The 13,669-nt window shown below is 64.3% G+C and carries 26 protein-coding genes; all 26 read left to right on the forward strand.

The genetic code is table 11. From position 1 onward, the window contains the following. On the forward strand, positions 1 to 756 hold a 756-nt coding region (locus WC683_16090; GenBank protein ID MFA4974130.1), incomplete at its 5' end, for a DnaB-like helicase C-terminal domain-containing protein. Next, positions 756 to 1,025: a hypothetical protein gene (locus tag WC683_16095; protein MFA4974131.1), complete on the forward strand. Its 270-nt coding sequence runs from the start codon at positions 756 to 758 to the stop codon at positions 1,023 to 1,025. The genes WC683_16090 and WC683_16095, both read left to right, overlap by 1 nt. Next, complete coding sequence (locus tag WC683_16100; GenBank protein MFA4974132.1) at positions 1,022 to 1,507, forward strand: hypothetical protein; 486 nt, start codon at positions 1,022 to 1,024, stop codon at positions 1,505 to 1,507. The genes WC683_16095 and WC683_16100 overlap by 4 nt, the downstream gene beginning before the upstream one ends. Positions 1,508 to 1,613: 106 nt before the next feature. After that, positions 1,614 to 1,805, forward strand: a complete 192-nt coding sequence (locus WC683_16105; GenBank protein MFA4974133.1) for a hypothetical protein — start codon at positions 1,614 to 1,616, stop codon at positions 1,803 to 1,805. Further along, positions 1,802 to 2,143 (forward strand): hypothetical protein, encoded by a 342-nt coding sequence (locus WC683_16110; protein ID MFA4974134.1) that lies wholly within the window; start codon positions 1,802 to 1,804, stop codon positions 2,141 to 2,143. The genes WC683_16105 and WC683_16110 overlap by 4 nt, the downstream gene beginning before the upstream one ends. After that, entirely contained in the window at positions 2,140 to 2,754 is a 615-nt protein-coding gene (locus WC683_16115) for a hypothetical protein (GenBank protein ID MFA4974135.1), read from the forward strand. The genes WC683_16110 and WC683_16115 overlap by 4 nt, the downstream gene beginning before the upstream one ends. Continuing rightward, complete coding sequence (locus WC683_16120) at positions 2,751 to 2,984, forward strand: hypothetical protein (GenBank protein MFA4974136.1); 234 nt, start codon at positions 2,751 to 2,753, stop codon at positions 2,982 to 2,984. Before WC683_16115 ends, WC683_16120 begins: the two co-directional genes overlap by 4 nt. Then, on the forward strand, positions 2,981 to 3,166 hold the full coding sequence (locus tag WC683_16125; protein MFA4974137.1) for a hypothetical protein: 186 nt from the start codon (positions 2,981 to 2,983) through the stop codon (positions 3,164 to 3,166). Before WC683_16120 ends, WC683_16125 begins: the two co-directional genes overlap by 4 nt. After that, positions 3,163 to 3,654, forward strand: coding sequence for a hypothetical protein (locus tag WC683_16130; protein MFA4974138.1), 492 nt, complete (start codon positions 3,163 to 3,165; stop codon positions 3,652 to 3,654). The genes WC683_16125 and WC683_16130 overlap by 4 nt, the downstream gene beginning before the upstream one ends. Further along, the gene (locus WC683_16135) at positions 3,654 to 4,169 is read left to right on the forward strand and encodes a hypothetical protein (GenBank protein ID MFA4974139.1); all 516 of its coding nucleotides are present in this window, start codon (positions 3,654 to 3,656) and stop codon (positions 4,167 to 4,169) included. The genes WC683_16130 and WC683_16135 overlap by 1 nt, the downstream gene beginning before the upstream one ends. Before the next feature lie 4 nt (positions 4,170 to 4,173). After that, positions 4,174 to 4,446 carry a hypothetical protein gene (locus WC683_16140; protein MFA4974140.1) on the forward strand — a complete coding sequence of 91 codons (273 nt, stop codon included), beginning with the start codon at positions 4,174 to 4,176 and terminating at the stop codon, positions 4,444 to 4,446. Continuing rightward, entirely contained in the window at positions 4,443 to 5,057 is a 615-nt protein-coding gene (locus WC683_16145) for a hypothetical protein (protein ID MFA4974141.1), read from the forward strand. The genes WC683_16140 and WC683_16145 overlap by 4 nt, the downstream gene beginning before the upstream one ends. A gap of 1 nt (position 5,058) precedes the next feature. After that, a complete protein-coding gene (locus tag WC683_16150) occupies positions 5,059 to 6,483 on the forward strand; it encodes a hypothetical protein (GenBank protein MFA4974142.1) in 1,425 nt (474 codons plus the stop codon). Continuing rightward, positions 6,480 to 6,710, forward strand: a complete 231-nt coding sequence (locus tag WC683_16155; GenBank protein MFA4974143.1) for a hypothetical protein — start codon at positions 6,480 to 6,482, stop codon at positions 6,708 to 6,710. The genes WC683_16150 and WC683_16155 overlap by 4 nt, the downstream gene beginning before the upstream one ends. Next, complete coding sequence (locus WC683_16160) at positions 6,707 to 7,042, forward strand: hypothetical protein (protein ID MFA4974144.1); 336 nt, start codon at positions 6,707 to 6,709, stop codon at positions 7,040 to 7,042. Before WC683_16155 ends, WC683_16160 begins: the two co-directional genes overlap by 4 nt. Beyond that, positions 7,035 to 7,259 carry a hypothetical protein gene (locus tag WC683_16165; GenBank protein ID MFA4974145.1) on the forward strand — a complete coding sequence of 75 codons (225 nt, stop codon included), beginning with the start codon at positions 7,035 to 7,037 and terminating at the stop codon, positions 7,257 to 7,259. Before WC683_16160 ends, WC683_16165 begins: the two co-directional genes overlap by 8 nt. Then, entirely contained in the window at positions 7,256 to 7,708 is a 453-nt protein-coding gene (locus WC683_16170; protein MFA4974146.1) for a hypothetical protein, read from the forward strand. The genes WC683_16165 and WC683_16170 overlap by 4 nt, the downstream gene beginning before the upstream one ends. Beyond that, complete coding sequence (locus WC683_16175; GenBank protein ID MFA4974147.1) at positions 7,705 to 7,863, forward strand: hypothetical protein; 159 nt, start codon at positions 7,705 to 7,707, stop codon at positions 7,861 to 7,863. The genes WC683_16170 and WC683_16175 overlap by 4 nt, the downstream gene beginning before the upstream one ends. Then, complete coding sequence (locus tag WC683_16180; GenBank protein MFA4974148.1) at positions 7,860 to 8,036, forward strand: DUF6011 domain-containing protein; 177 nt, start codon at positions 7,860 to 7,862, stop codon at positions 8,034 to 8,036. Before WC683_16175 ends, WC683_16180 begins: the two co-directional genes overlap by 4 nt. A 14-nt stretch (positions 8,037 to 8,050) precedes the next feature. Then, on the forward strand, positions 8,051 to 8,479 hold the full coding sequence (locus WC683_16185) for a hypothetical protein (protein MFA4974149.1): 429 nt from the start codon (positions 8,051 to 8,053) through the stop codon (positions 8,477 to 8,479). 270 nt (positions 8,480 to 8,749) lie between these two features. Next, positions 8,750 to 9,886 carry a hypothetical protein gene (locus WC683_16190; protein ID MFA4974150.1) on the forward strand — a complete coding sequence of 379 codons (1,137 nt, stop codon included), beginning with the start codon at positions 8,750 to 8,752 and terminating at the stop codon, positions 9,884 to 9,886. Between the two features lie 1,126 nt (positions 9,887 to 11,012). Next, a complete protein-coding gene (locus tag WC683_16195) occupies positions 11,013 to 11,258 on the forward strand; it encodes a hypothetical protein (protein ID MFA4974151.1) in 246 nt (81 codons plus the stop codon). A gap of 134 nt (positions 11,259 to 11,392) precedes the next feature. Further along, complete coding sequence (locus WC683_16200) at positions 11,393 to 11,938, forward strand: hypothetical protein (GenBank protein MFA4974152.1); 546 nt, start codon at positions 11,393 to 11,395, stop codon at positions 11,936 to 11,938. After that, complete coding sequence (locus WC683_16205) at positions 11,935 to 12,204, forward strand: hypothetical protein (protein MFA4974153.1); 270 nt, start codon at positions 11,935 to 11,937, stop codon at positions 12,202 to 12,204. The genes WC683_16200 and WC683_16205 overlap by 4 nt, the downstream gene beginning before the upstream one ends. Positions 12,205 to 12,452: 248 nt before the next feature. Next, complete coding sequence (locus WC683_16210; protein ID MFA4974154.1) at positions 12,453 to 12,887, forward strand: hypothetical protein; 435 nt, start codon at positions 12,453 to 12,455, stop codon at positions 12,885 to 12,887. Continuing rightward, entirely contained in the window at positions 12,790 to 13,662 is an 873-nt protein-coding gene (locus WC683_16215) for a terminase family protein (GenBank protein ID MFA4974155.1), read from the forward strand. The genes WC683_16210 and WC683_16215 overlap by 98 nt, the downstream gene beginning before the upstream one ends. Positions 13,663 to 13,669 lie beyond the last annotated feature (7 nt).

Consider the following 13,669-nt stretch of genomic DNA (forward strand, 5'->3'; position numbering starts at 1 on the left):
CTCGCGCTGCGGTTCGCCGAGGCGGGGCAACGCGTTCTGTACTTCACGATCGAGATGCTCAACGAGGAGCAGGTTCTGCGCGCGCTGTTCAACCGAGCCAAGGTTGGCATGTGGCGCATGAAGAAGGACAAGCTCTTCAAAGAGCACTGGGACAAGCTCACGGTGGCCGCAGCCGACCTGGCTAGGTTGCCGCTCCACTTCGATGAGGCGGTCGGCCTGACCGACGCCGACATTGAGCGCCGCGTCATCGAGCACAAGCAAGAGCACGACGGTGATCTCTTCTGCGTCGTTGTCGATCACACCCTGCTCGTGCACGGCGCGAATCAACGTCAACCGCGTCGCGAGCAGCTCAACGGCATCATCGAGACTTTGAAGAACATCGCCAAGGAGCAGAACGTGTGTGTGCTCGCGTTGGCGCAGATGAGCCGGACGCTCGAGGCGCGCACCGTGAAGGACAAGCGCCCGCAGATGTCGGATCTGAAAGAGACCGGCGCGTTTGAGGAGTTCGCCGATGCAACCCTGCTGCTCTATCGCGAGGATTACTACCACTACGGCGAAGCGGCCTACAAGCGCGACAACGTGCTCGAAGTGCTGATCCCCAAGATCCGCAGCGGAGCGGCGGCAAAGGTTGAGCTGGAGTTCATCGGATCGCAATGCCGGATTGAACCGCCGCCCAACGACGAGCCAGAGGACGAAGAAACAGAGCCGGAAGGCCCCACTCCCGTCCGCGACTACAACGAACCGAGGGACGACTGATGCCCGGCTCTACTCGCCAGCAGCGCGCCCACCAGGGCCGACAGACCGGCACCGGCAGCAAGAGCAAGCGCGTTGGGCCGGCGGTCGAGGCGCGCACCCACGATCGTGATTGTGCCCGCTATGAAAAATGCCTCGAGGATGTGCTCAAGGCGAACCCCCGCGCAACCCACGTCTGCAGCTTCCCCTGCGGCCGGTTTGTCGCGTTCGAGTCGCACGCGGTACCTGTCCAAGGATCGCCCGCGGCTCTGTGTGTGGAGGAAGCGTCGTGAATCATCCCACGCTCCCAGGCATCCCGAAGCGCGCTCGGTTCAAGCTCCGTGGCCCGCTCGAGGCCGACATCCAGGCGGCCACGCTCCGGTGCCTCGGCGTCGAGCTCGTGCGCCTGGTGGTCGACCGCAAGACCAACCGCAAGAAGCTCGTTCACACCGGCCTTTTCGTATCTCGCGACCGCAAGGCCTACTACTGGCGCGCGAACAGCGGCCGGAAGCTGTACGACTACACGACGGCCACTGGCCAGACGGGCAAGGGCATGTTCAGGGGCGCCCCGAAGGGGACCGCCGACATCCTCGGCGTGTGCTGCGGCGTGCCGATGGCGTTTGAGATCAAGCGCGACGACGACGAGCAGCAGACCGCGGAGCAGCGCGAGTGGCAGGCGATCCACGAGGCGGCCGGCGGGCTCTACTGGGTAATCCGATCCCCGAGTCAGGCAATGGCAGCGGACCAGGAAGTTCGCAGAGCGAGGGCAGCATGAACCCGGGCAACCTCATTCCGCTTCTCTTCCTGGTGTTGCTGTTTGGCGCGCTGACGTTTCGACTCGGACAACTGAACCCGACGTGGCCGAAGCTATGGAGGAAGCCATGACCCGCACCCAGCGCGATCGGTGGCAGGAGAGTCTGCGCGCGATCGAACGCGAGCGCGAGGTGATGGCGCACGAGCTGGAGCTTGCGTGGCTGCAGCACCAGCGGGACATGCGCGAGACGGGAAGCCGTCTGCTCACCGGACCGATCCACAACCCGGCGGCCGGAATCACCGGCAGGAGGAATCCGTGACCCCCAACGACTACACATCAGTCTTTGTCCCCGTCGGTATCGATCTGGATCGGGTGAAGACCATCGAGTTTGACGCGCCCGACCCCGCCGTCATGGAGGAGCGCATCGACTTCATGCCCTGGACGAAGCCGGACTTCTGCAAGTGGCTCGTGGGGCAACTGCGCGCGCACTTCTACGAGTACGGGCGCTATCCCGCGACGCTGCGGGTTCTGCGCTGTTGTGTGGAGCGGGTGACACGGGTGATTGCCGAGGTCCAGATCAAGATCGATCCGCCTTGCGAGCAGGGTGACAAGCTGATCGCCGCGTGGGCGGCTCTGAAAGTCGAGGCGCTGCCATGAGAATCCGTATCCCAACCGTAGAAGAACTCAACGGTCCGCGAACCGAGCCAAAGCCCGGCTGGCCCACATACCGGCTCTCCCCTGGGCTTGAGAATTGCGAGGTCACCGACGACGACGGCAAGCCGCTCACCATGGTCAAGTCGATCGACATCCGTATGCGCTGCGGCGAGCCCATCGTTGCCACGATCGAGCGGTTCGACGTGAGCGGGGACATCACCGCGATTCAGGCCGAGCGCGGCCCTGACCCTTACGCGGAGGGCAATCGGCACGCGCTCATCCAGATGGCGGGCCACCTGATCGCCGAGTTGGGCGCGACCGAGAGCACCCCATCGCTCGCTTCGCTGATGCTGCGGGCCCAGAAGGAACGGCTGGAGACCGTGTCGGCGCTGCGTCGGCTCTGCGCCCGGCACGGCGACAACGACTGGCCCGATGACCTGTACCTTCCCGACGTCATCGAGAAGCACATTCCGTGGGGCGCCACGGTCGAGGCGCTTGCTCTGGAGGCCCTTCGCACGATCGCGCGCGCGGTCGACATCGAATGCGCCGAGGGCGAGATCGTGAGCACGAAGGCGATCGTGGATCGGATCGAGGCGATCAAGGTGAAGCCGTGACCCAGAGCAACGACATCGCTCTCCCGCCGATGAGCCGTGAAGCGAAGCGGATGCTCGTCGTGGCGTACGACCTAGCAGACGGCAGCACCGAGAAGCCGTTCACCACCGAGGCGCTCGATGCGCGCTGCGATGCTCTCGGCGTCTACACGATGACCGACGAGCAGTTTGGGGCCTACGCGCTTGGAGTGAAGGAACGCGTTGCTGCCCTGCGGAAAGCGAGCCTGTCATGACTGCCCCGATCGAGACCTTCGAGCCCTGCACCGCCCCGGACGTACCGCCCGACGCGAGGTTGGAGCGGATCGAGCGACGGCAACGGGTGCTCGCGGTGGCGCTGTTGGCCGTGATGGGCGCCGGGTGGAGGCCAGACGTCCAGGACCCGATCCGCAACGAGTGGGGAGACGAGTTGCGATGAACCCCACGTGGTCGCAAGGCGAGGAGTTCATCGACGGCGTGCCGATCGGCCCGATCGAGTCGGTGTCGTTCGAGGCGGATCGATTCAACGACATCGCAGAGACGCAGACGATCGAGGGGACGCTTCGCATCCCGATGTCGTTCCACACAGTGATCACGTTCCCTGTCAGCAAACGCGCGGGTCGGCGTCTGTCCCGCATGTTCGACACCGCCGCCCCACTGCGCCAACTGCGGCACGTTCGACGCGGCTGCGGGCCGGGAGGGCACCGGAACTCGCGGCTGTCACGACGGCTCGAGCGGGTGTTGTTCCCGATCGCGTTGGCCCACATGATCGCGCAGCAGCACGCGGAGCGAGAGGCGCTTCGGCGGTGGTGTCTGGCTGCGCAGGCCCGCGCCATGGAGGCGGCCGTGCAACGCGACATCGACGCACGCGCCGCGGGAGGCCCGGCGCCGACGGTTCAGATCGAGACCGAAGGGAGCGGAGGGTGATGGACAAAGACTTCGTGATTCTGCGCCACGTCCGGCGCGGAGGGTTGGAAGGCAAGCCCGGCGACGAGTTCACCCCGTGGCCGATCGCCGTCTGGCACCTGGGGTTCTCCATCGGACACATGGCTCTGCCCGACAGGAAGGCCGTTTCCACCAGCTACTGCCTAGACGTGGAACTGGTGCGCTGCGAGACGCGCGAGCAAGCGGAGGAGATGATTCCACCCCTCGACGCGAGCACGCCCGTCTGTCGGCACACGGTCGCGCGCCTCTCGGAACTGCGTTTCGATGTGGCGATCCACGATCACTATGACGCAACGACGCACGTCCAATGCGAGGGAGCGCCGTGGGAGCAGGCCCTCACGATGTACCTGGCCTGCCAGGGGCTGGTAGCGCTCAACAACGGCATGTTCTTCGCCGCGGAGTTCGGTGTCACAAGCGACGAACACCGGGCCGACTACTGGAAGAAGCGCGTCGACGAGATCAACATCGCCGCGGGGCGGCTGAACAGGAAACGGTGACGCCATGAAGCTCCCTCCCGACGTTGCGGAGGCCATTGCCCGAATGCCCGAAGTGTTCGCAACCAACACCGGGGACACCGGGGGCTGGGCGAACGACACGGCTGACGACGGCTACCCCGACGGAATGCGCTGGACCATCAGCGACGATCCGAAGCGCGACGGTTGGAACACCGACTGCGGCTACAACGGATACGGCCTGACCAAGCAGCGGGCCGAGGACATCGCCACGATCCTGAACTGGGCGCGGTCGATAGCGGCTGAGGGGAGCGGTGGATGATGGCCGACATCCCCAAGATCAACATCCACGTCATGGAGCGCCCCGCCGAGACGCTCGAATCCGTCCTCGACTCCTACACCGGCGCCTCGGTGCGCCTGAACCCCGACGGCACCATCCACGACACCGACCGGCGCCGCATCGACGAACAAATCAAGCAGTGGGGCGTGCGGCTCGGCGAGTGCCCGGATCTTCGCAATCGCAATGCCATCCTACCGATCGTCCCCCTGGAGGAAGCCATGCCGGAGTCGAGTGACCTGTCCGAACTCATCGAGCACGTGAAGCGCCGCACGCCGGTCTTCTTCGACGGCAAGCCATACGAGATAGTGCGGCTCGAGGAACGCGAGGATCGATGCGTGCTCACGTGCGTCCGCTACGACGGAAGAGAAACCGTGGTGTGCAGGTCGAACACGCACCGGATGGCGATCCGCCTGGTGGCTCGGGAGTACGCGAGCCGGCTCGACATCACGCTCAAGCCGGGCTGGACGTTCGGGCTGCAGCGTGTCGCCAACGAAACCTCGATTTTCTTCCGGGGAGCGGACGTGGTTCGCACGCAGGATGTTCAATTCAACGTGCCGGACGGCTACGTGGCCGGCGAAGTGCTGGGAGGCTGAGATGGGAAGCAACGGCGTATTCGCAGACATGGCGGAGACCGAGGGCGAGTGCAGGAAACTGCGCGAGGAACTCTCCGCAACCAAGAGCGAACTGCAGCGCATCAGGGATGGGCAGAAAAGTGAGCGTGCTCAGAGGCCGTTCTGCTGGGTGGGAGGCGAGGCACTCAGGAAGCTCGGAGACGAGGGCGCGTGCTTCAAGCTGTACCCCGCCAAGCCACTGGGCTTCCGGGCCGATGAGATCGGCTGGGTGCCGCTGTTCACCGGGCCGCCCGACACGATGGCGATGATCGCCAAACTCGCAACCGAGCACGAGGCCATGAGCAAGACCCTCACTGAGGCGCAGGACGCCGGCACCAAGCTCGCGGAGGAGAAGCGCAAGCTGGAGGCCGAGCTCGCCCAGGAGTCCGCCAAGGTCGGGGAGCTGCAGACGGGGCTCGACGCCATCCAGGCGCAGCACGACAAGATCATGGCCGACATGCGCGCCGTGCGGGATCGCGCCACGCCGGCCGACATGCCGGAAGCCGAGCGAGCGAAGCTCACGCTGTGGGACGCGGTCGTGCGGTTGGATGAGCGGCGCAAGGGGCTGCAAGACGAGAATGAGCTGCTCAAGCAGGACCGCCAGATTCTCGCCGATGGCGTCACCGCCCTCGGCGGTTCGATTGGCTTGGGGCCGGGAGGACACGTCCGCTGCACGACGCGACCGTTCTCGACTACGACCGTCCGGCCTCAACGGCAGCCGACGCTGGCCGAGGCAACCGCGTGGCTCGACGAGCATTACAACCACGAATGGGGCGGCCGTGGAGACGACATGGTCTACCGCGCCGAAACCAAGTCCTCCTACGTCGTCCGCCCTACGCGCGAGGACGCGGTTGTGGCTCTCGCAATGCTGCTGGGGTGGCCCCGTCCTGCCCCTTCCGTGCCCCGCCCTGACGCCAAGGCGCCACCGGACGGCTCCCAGGCTGCGGCGGGGGAGGCGACGCGCCAGGGGGCAACGTCGCAGTTCAAGACCCTCATCATCGGCGCCTCGCAGCAGCCGGACATCGTCCACGCGACCGGCCGAGTCGGGGGCAAGTTTGGCCGGCGAACGATCACGATCGGGCACGCCGACCCGGCCTGGAGCGGACTCTACCGCAAGGTCGAGAAGCCGGAGCCGGACGGGTGCCCGATGCCGGCTTCAGGGTCGAAGGATTGGCGATGGAGCATCGATCGCACAGGCACCTTCTCGGATGGCGAGCTCAAGGTCATGTACTGCCAAGTCGAGGCACCCGAGGACATCGGCTCGACGCTCTGGCGCTGGCTCTTCATGAACGGGAACACACTTCTTTCGTCTGGACATCGCAGGACTCGAACCGGAGCGATGCGCGCAGCCGAGAGATCGGCGCGCGTTGAATGGCGCATTCGCAACCAACAGAAAGGAACACCATGAACGATCCAATCCAGTTTCTCGCAGGAGCCGTCGCAGTGACGCTCGCGGTCGCGGTCTCGATCCACCCGGCCGGCGGACCCGGCACCATCACGACGGGCGACATCGCCGGCTGGGGTCTTCGCAAGATGGGGGCGATCGAGATCGACATCCCCGGCATTCTCAACTCGGGCGTGCGTGGGCTCGCCAACACGGCGTTTGCTCTGCTGGCCAAGCGGTTCGAGGAATGAGCACGATCGATCTGAGCGACGAGGCGAGGACGGGCATCGTCGACCTGCTCAACGAACTGCTCTTGCTCGACCCCGTCGCGATTGCGGCGTTGGTCGAACACCGGGTCAGTTGCAACAAGGCGCTGGCAGATCACCCCACCGTGCAGGTCCGCGCCTTGGGGTGCGAGACTTACACGATCAGCCTGCTCGGAATCATCAACGGGATCGCTGGAACGCAGCCGGAGGGCGCAAGACACCCGGGCTGGGGATTCATCGCGGGTGAGTTCGGGGAGGTGAGCGGGAAGCTCATTCGGTTCGTGAGGATCGACGGAAAGGCTGGGGACCATGGCTGAGATGACGCCGGGCGAGCGAGCAGAGGACGACGAGCGGGCAGCCAACGCGGCAGAGCGCAAGGCGATGACCAAGGAATGTCTCGGCTACGAGATGCGTCGCTACAAGGCCAAGGCGGAAGCCGCGGAGCACTACATGAAAACGGCTGAGCACATCGAGAGGCTCTTCCGTGCCCTCGCCAAGTTCGCGGTGAAGCTGGCCGGAGGTGAGCCGGTATGAGCGGCTCATTCAAGGGCAATCCGTCCGAGCCGTGGCGCGACGCGAAGCAGTATTCGATCGAGGCCAATGGATGGGCCGGACACTTCGCCGGCATGGCATCGCGCGGCAAGACGCTCGGCGAGTTCGTGGACATGCTCGACCATCGCCATCCCGATCTGACGTGGGAGGTACGCTCGCGGGCCAGCATCCGAGGAACGCATCTTGTTGTGATCGAGGGTCTCCGGTGGGGGCAAGCGGTCGTGCCTGGTGACGATCTGGTGCTGGCCGAGATCGATCGGCTCGACGCGGAGAAGCGGTGCAAGAAGGCGAGCAAGGGTCTCGACGACAAAACCAAGACCGAGGCCCTCGCGCTCGCGAGCGAATACCTCGCATCGCCGGACGCAAAAGATTTCGAGCCCGAGCGCTGGCTCATCTTCAAGCGCCAAGACCAAGGATGGGAAGTGCCATGACCCTCGCCATCGACGCCCTGCAGATCGCCCTGAACGGCTGGATCGGTGTGAGCCAATGGCAGCTCACCGACAAGGGCTGGCTTCGGGTCGTGTTTCGCTGCAGGCGCGTCGATGGCAGCTTCGCGGGTCGCGTACAGGAGGCGCCGAGAGCATGAGCGACCATTGCCAAATCTGCGGCAGACGCTTGAGCAACCCGGTGAGCATCGCGAACCACGCGGGGCCCGTCTGCCATCCCCGCTCCCGCTCGCTTCGGCTGGGCAGGCGCCGGGCACGGAAGCCGAGAAAAGGGCAGTTGGAGCTGTTCAAGGAAAGGGACGGTGCAGAATGACACAGGTGAATCCAATGGCAAGCAACGAGCTTGAAAACTTGGCTCGCAGGATCCGCGCGGCGAAGCGTGAGGGCGAGGCGTGGCCGATGATCGTCTACGAGGACATCCTGACCATGGCCGATCGTTGGGACATCGTTGGCCGTGGCAGTGGACACAAGACTTTCAACGCGTGGCTGGTCGCAGAAGTGACCGACCGGAGCTGGAGCCTCGGGAAGTTCAAGTTCGTCCGCGACGTGGTCGGGAAGCTCGGGGAGCATGTGCGCAGGACGTGGCAATGGCTCGCGGCGCAATGGGCCTACAACAACCTATCGGACGAAGAGCTGAAGATCGTCCGGGACTCCTACACGATGTGGCTCCAGAAGCAGCACCACGGCCATCCGCTGTCGCGCGGGATGCTGCAACGTCACGTCCGCGAGATGCGGGCGGGCAAGAAGGCGGAGTGAACCCTGTCGGTGACAACGAATGGCGGAAAGCGGGCGACCGACCACGAGGATAACGAGCGATGTCTAGCGCGCGGGATAGCTCAATGACGACGATGCCGCTGGAGCGAGTGAAAGGGATCGATGACAACGAAGCTCACGGAGTGGGCGAGCGCGATGAATGACAACGACATCGAAGGAGCGGGCAAAAGGAGTCGAGGACAACGACCATGTCCAAGCGAGCGGTGACACCCCAGGACAACGAGGCAGATCAAGTGAACGGAGGCTGAGACCATGACGATGCAACAGGTAGAGACGATTGGGCGCGACGAACTGAAGGCACTGACCGACGACGAGATCGCGGAGGCAATCGCCAAAGCAGAAAAGACCCGGCGCAGCTACGAACGCGAGAAGCGCATGCGGGCGACGCGGCTGCTCAAGCTGGCACCTTACAGCGACAAACCGCAGACGGCGCTACAACTGCTGGCGCGCGAACACTGGCGACTTGTGCAGCACAGCGTGCGGCTGTCGAACGCGATCTGCGACAAGAAGGTCATGCGTGGTCCGGACAAGGGCAAGGTCATCCCGTGCATGCTGCCGGAGGACGTGAAGGCCGATCAGAAGCTCATGGCAGAGGGGGTCAAGTCGCGGGCCGACAAGATGCAACCCGTCATTGAGGCGCAGTTGGAGTTGATGGAGGTCTACCGCGTCTTCTTGCGCGACGTGTTCGGGTGCGGGTCGGTCGTTGCCGGGTACCTGCTCAGCGAGATCGACATCCGGCGCGAGGGGCTCAAGCCGTCCGGCGTCCGGCGCTACTGCGGGTACGCGGTCATCGACGGCAAGGCCGAGCGCCCGCGCAAGGACAACCAACGCTGGATCCCGGCCGAGCAGGCGCGCAACCGCGAGCCTCACCCGCTCAAGGAACTCGACGAACGCGAGACGGACAGCGGAACCGAAGTTCTGGTCAAGATGCCACTCTGCTACAACGCCATGCTCAAGTCGCGTCTGTGGCAGATGATGACGGCCATGCGTAGGAATGCCAGCAAGTGCACGAACAACGCACCATACGGCGTCACGAACAAGTATCTGGAGGTCTGGTACAACGCGAAGCGCGCCGCGCAGACGATGCAGGGGATGAAGCCGGGCAAGGCCGACTCCAAGGGCATGCGCAAGGCCGTGGACCTGTTCTTGCTCGACCTGTACACGGTTTGGCGCAGCATCGAAGGGCTCGACGTGTGGCCCTCGTACTACGACTCCCGGCGCGGATTCGAGCACGGCGGGATCCCACTGCACGAGCAGGGGCCTCGCAGGTTCTCAACCGAGGCGGCGCTGCAGATGGTCGGAGACTTCAAGACGACTCCGCTGCCGGAGAAGCGCAAGTGGACGATGGCATCGGATGAGACGGAGCCGGAGGACGTGCCGGAAGAGTGAGCGCGCAGGCGTGATGACGACGACAAACCGAGAGCGAGCGGAGCACCCGAAGGACAACGGTTGAGCACGAGCGAGCGCAGACGATCGATCAACGATACACCCAGAGCGAGCGAGAAGCCGCGATGAAAACGAGTCCGGATAAGCGGGCGGTGAGCTTCGATGGCAACGATGCGTGCGGAGCGAGAGGCCAAGGGGAATGGCAACGGGTTCAAATGATCGGGCGGTGTCGACGAATGACAGCGGAATTGAACGAACGAGCGAGTAGCACCGATGATAACGGCGGGGCAAGAGCGAGCGAATGGATCGGATGACGACGATGGCCGGTGAGTGGACGACGGGACCCGATGGCAACGGTAAGCCGCGAGCGAGCGGGCATGACGAAGGACGACGATGTTTCATGAGCGAACGCGGCAGGGTAAGGACAACGAACGTTCGAGAGTGGGCGAATACCCGAGAGGACAACGAGTGCGAGCGAGTGGGCGATACCCCTCGACAACAACGGATCCTTCAGAGCGGGCGACAAGTCACGATGATAACGATCGAGCAAGAGCGAGCGATGGGTCGCGATGAAGACGAAGCAGGGCGAGCGGGCGTTGGAAGGGAATGACAACGAGCATGGTCGAGCGAGTGACGATGCACCATGACAACGAGTTGCGAGAAGCGAGCGGCACCCGATAATGACAACGAAGCATCCAGAGCGAACGCAGGAGGGGCATGATAGCGGTTCAAGTCGAGTGGGCGAATCCTGTGGATGACAACGACACACGAAAAGCGAGTGAGAGCTGTTGATGACAACGAAGCACTGGAAGCGAGTGACATAGGTGGATGATAACGGTTGGGTTGGAGCGAACGATTCGGCGGGATGAAAACGAGCGTCTTCAAGTGAGCGACTGTCCGTGATGAAAACGAGTCCCGATAAGCGGGCGAGACCTCGTGAGGATAACGAATGCTGTCGAGTGGGCGAGAAAGATCAATGACAAGGAGCCCAGAGAAGCGAGCGCAGCGCACACAAGGACAACGGGCCGGGAAGAGTGAGCGTTCACCCGAAATGAAAACGATGATCAGAGAGTGGGCGAACCGACCAAATGACAACGACGCTTGTCGAGCGCCCCGGAAAGAAGAACCCATGACCCTCAAGAAGCAACCACCCAAGCCCGAACGCATCACCGCCCGGCTGACGGTCGAGGAACTGGCGATGCTGAATGAACTCGTCAACGCCACGGGGCTGGCGGCCTCCACCCTGATCCGGTCGCTGATCCGAAAGGAGCACGCGGGCTCGAAGCACAGGGCCATAACGGGGTGCGGCAAGACGGACGTTGAACTCGCGGCGCTCATCACCTCGAAGGGAGGTGGACCGGACCAAGCCGCCTGAACGCGAAAGGCCCCGGGTTGCCGCCCGAGGCCCTCGACATCCGCCGCGCTCCCCAGCCCGGCTCTGTTCTTGGGATACAACGCCCAGGACGGACAAGTCAACCCCCGAGCTGGCCTCGGAGGAAGGGAGCGCGGATGATTACGCCAGACCAAGAGAACGACCTGCACCGATTCTTCAACGGCTCGCTCGCGGCGGCGATGGGGATCAAGTCCGCGATGGGTGGGCAGATCGACGCCGCCAAGCTCGGGCGCGGTCGAGACGACGCAACCCGGGACGACGGCGACGATCGGATCCTTGAGGCTTCCTGGGAGTACGGCCACATCGAAGCAACCCTGCGGACGCTGAGCGACGGGGACCGACGGGTGTTGCGTATGGTCTATGAGCCCCTGACGACTGGGGAGACCGACCGCCTCGAAACCTTCGGCGTCAACGCCAGGATCGCGGTGGTGATGTTCGGTAACGACAGGCCCCGGCTCGTAGCCCTGTGCCGCCGCGCCAAGACGGGCAAGGACGGCTCGAAGCAGGAAGCCATGGCCCTGCTGTGCGGGTTGGTCTGGCAGGCCGCCACGAGGGCGCAGCGGGCCAAGGAAGCCTACTCGGTGGCAGCGTCCAACCGTGTGCGTGGCAGCAGGCCCTGGTACGTGCCCGGGTCGAGGTTCTCCAGCCGGAGCGCAGCATGAGTCCGGCGCGCAAGAGGCTCCCGCCCGTGTTCGGAACCGCAGAGCTCGCGGAGTTCCTGAACTGGCCCACGCACCGGGTGCGCCGGTGGTGCCTGCGCAACGGGATCGGCAGACAGGCGGCAAGGCACCAGCGGCTGGAGATCACCTACTCGCAGATCCTCGATCGGGCGCCGGACGTGTACTACGCCCTGCTGGCCGCCGGTGCCATGGACGCCACGACGCGAGCGAGACCGGCGACGCTGGACAACGAACAGGATGAGTCGTGAACCCTGGAAAAGGTGATCGGGAACGACACCGAAGGACACCGGGGTAGCAGGAACGACACCGATCACCGATCATGGGTAGGAGCCCCGTCGCAGAGACGTGCGCGCTCCCCAGGGTCCGCCCGCACCCCTGCGCACAGCGTGGAAAGCGCGGCACGACTTGGCCCCCGCCGTGGGGCCGTGAGCCGGGACACCTCCTCCCCGGCTCAGAACCTGCCTTACCAGCGGGACGCGGCCCCGGAAGGGCTTCCATGGCAACCCCCAAATTCGATCGAGACCGCGCGATCCGCATCGTCGTGGACGCGGTGCAGATGGGGGATGCGCAGGCTTGCGCATTTCACAAGGTGGCGCTGCGAACGCTGCAATCGTATCGAAAGCGGCTCGCTGGCGACCCTGAGCTTGCACAAGCACACGCGGTCAAGAAAGAGCAGGACACCCTTGAATGGGACGCGCAACGCCGCGCGTTTCTGGCTGAGGGGTTCGCGAAGATCCGGGAACTGATCAAGAACGCCGACCTGAAGAACCTGCGGGACGTGGTCGGCGCGTTGAAGATCGCCGGCGAACTGCAGGTGACGGTGGACACACTACATGTCAGCCCTGGAGCTAATCAGCAAAGTCCAAAGGCTGCAGAAGCTTCAGGCGGCTCGGGCGAAGCTGCTGGCGAAAGCGCTCCCGCCGTCCACTGAACCCGCTCCCGACCCCGTCGACTTCGCGCGATCGATCGGCATTGAACCCGACCCGTGGCAGGCGGACGTGCTTCGCACCGGGTCCAAGCGCGTGCTGCTCAACTGCAGCCGGCAGAGCGGCAAGAGCACGACCGCGGCCGTCAAGGCACTGCACCGCACGGTGTTCTTTCCGAAGTCGCTGGTGCTGCTCGTGAGCCCGTCGTTGCGTCAATCGTCGGAGCTGTTCCGAAAGGTCTCCGAGGGGCTCGATCGGATGGGCGAAAAGCCTCCGACCGATGAGGACAACAAGCTCTCGGTGGCGTTCCAGAACGGCAGCAGGATCGTTTCCCTTCCAGGTTCCGAGGCCACCATTCGCGGGTTCAGTGGCCCGGCGCTGATCATCGAGGACGAAGCGAGCCGCGTGCCGGACGCCCTTTACCATGCGCTGCGCCCGATGCTCGGCGTTGGGGTTGGTTCCCTCTGGTGCATGTCGACACCGTTCGGAAAGCGCGGTCACTTCTTCGAAGCCTGGATCGGTAAGAACGCGTGGGAGCGCGTGGAGATCCCTGCGACCATGTGCCCGCGCATCACGGCTGAGTTTCTCGAAGAAGAGCGATTGAGCATGCCGGACTGGTGGTTCTTGCAGGAATACATGTGTGAATTTGGCGACACCATCGACGGGATGTTCACGCACGATCAGATCATGGACGCGCATTCCGACGACGTTCAGCCGCTGTTCGACGGCGCAACGACCGCGACAAGCGATGGCGTTATCCCGCTGTTTGGTGGCGGCTGATGTCGCG

Source organism: bacterium (assembly GCA_041648665.1).
Classification (GTDB): Bacteria; UBA10199; UBA10199; order 2-02-FULL-44-16; family JAAZCA01; genus JAFGMW01.

Coding starts and splice junctions, on each gene's coding strand:
- WC683_16145 (MFA4974141.1), top strand. CDS start 4,443: ATGATGGCCGACATCCCCAAGATCAACATCCACGTCATGGAGCGCCCC.
- WC683_16185 (MFA4974149.1), top strand. CDS start 8,051: ATGGCAAGCAACGAGCTTGAAAACTTGGCTCGCAGGATCCGCGCGGCG.
- WC683_16095 (MFA4974131.1), top strand. CDS start 756: ATGCCCGGCTCTACTCGCCAGCAGCGCGCCCACCAGGGCCGACAGACC.
- WC683_16140 (MFA4974140.1), top strand. CDS start 4,174: ATGAAGCTCCCTCCCGACGTTGCGGAGGCCATTGCCCGAATGCCCGAA.
- WC683_16170 (MFA4974146.1), top strand. CDS start 7,256: ATGAGCGGCTCATTCAAGGGCAATCCGTCCGAGCCGTGGCGCGACGCG.
- WC683_16135 (MFA4974139.1), top strand. CDS start 3,654: ATGGACAAAGACTTCGTGATTCTGCGCCACGTCCGGCGCGGAGGGTTG.
- WC683_16195 (MFA4974151.1), top strand. CDS start 11,013: ATGACCCTCAAGAAGCAACCACCCAAGCCCGAACGCATCACCGCCCGG.
- WC683_16205 (MFA4974153.1), top strand. CDS start 11,935: ATGAGTCCGGCGCGCAAGAGGCTCCCGCCCGTGTTCGGAACCGCAGAG.
- WC683_16115 (MFA4974135.1), top strand. CDS start 2,140: ATGAGAATCCGTATCCCAACCGTAGAAGAACTCAACGGTCCGCGAACC.
- WC683_16105 (MFA4974133.1), top strand. CDS start 1,614: ATGACCCGCACCCAGCGCGATCGGTGGCAGGAGAGTCTGCGCGCGATC.
- WC683_16190 (MFA4974150.1), top strand. CDS start 8,750: ATGACGATGCAACAGGTAGAGACGATTGGGCGCGACGAACTGAAGGCA.
- WC683_16165 (MFA4974145.1), top strand. CDS start 7,035: ATGGCTGAGATGACGCCGGGCGAGCGAGCAGAGGACGACGAGCGGGCA.
- WC683_16160 (MFA4974144.1), top strand. CDS start 6,707: ATGAGCACGATCGATCTGAGCGACGAGGCGAGGACGGGCATCGTCGAC.
- WC683_16210 (MFA4974154.1), top strand. CDS start 12,453: ATGGCAACCCCCAAATTCGATCGAGACCGCGCGATCCGCATCGTCGTG.
- WC683_16180 (MFA4974148.1), top strand. CDS start 7,860: ATGAGCGACCATTGCCAAATCTGCGGCAGACGCTTGAGCAACCCGGTG.
- WC683_16130 (MFA4974138.1), top strand. CDS start 3,163: ATGAACCCCACGTGGTCGCAAGGCGAGGAGTTCATCGACGGCGTGCCG.
- WC683_16175 (MFA4974147.1), top strand. CDS start 7,705: ATGACCCTCGCCATCGACGCCCTGCAGATCGCCCTGAACGGCTGGATC.
- WC683_16150 (MFA4974142.1), top strand. CDS start 5,059: ATGGGAAGCAACGGCGTATTCGCAGACATGGCGGAGACCGAGGGCGAG.
- WC683_16125 (MFA4974137.1), top strand. CDS start 2,981: ATGACTGCCCCGATCGAGACCTTCGAGCCCTGCACCGCCCCGGACGTA.
- WC683_16200 (MFA4974152.1), top strand. CDS start 11,393: ATGATTACGCCAGACCAAGAGAACGACCTGCACCGATTCTTCAACGGC.
- WC683_16155 (MFA4974143.1), top strand. CDS start 6,480: ATGAACGATCCAATCCAGTTTCTCGCAGGAGCCGTCGCAGTGACGCTC.
- WC683_16215 (MFA4974155.1), top strand. CDS start 12,790: ATGTCAGCCCTGGAGCTAATCAGCAAAGTCCAAAGGCTGCAGAAGCTT.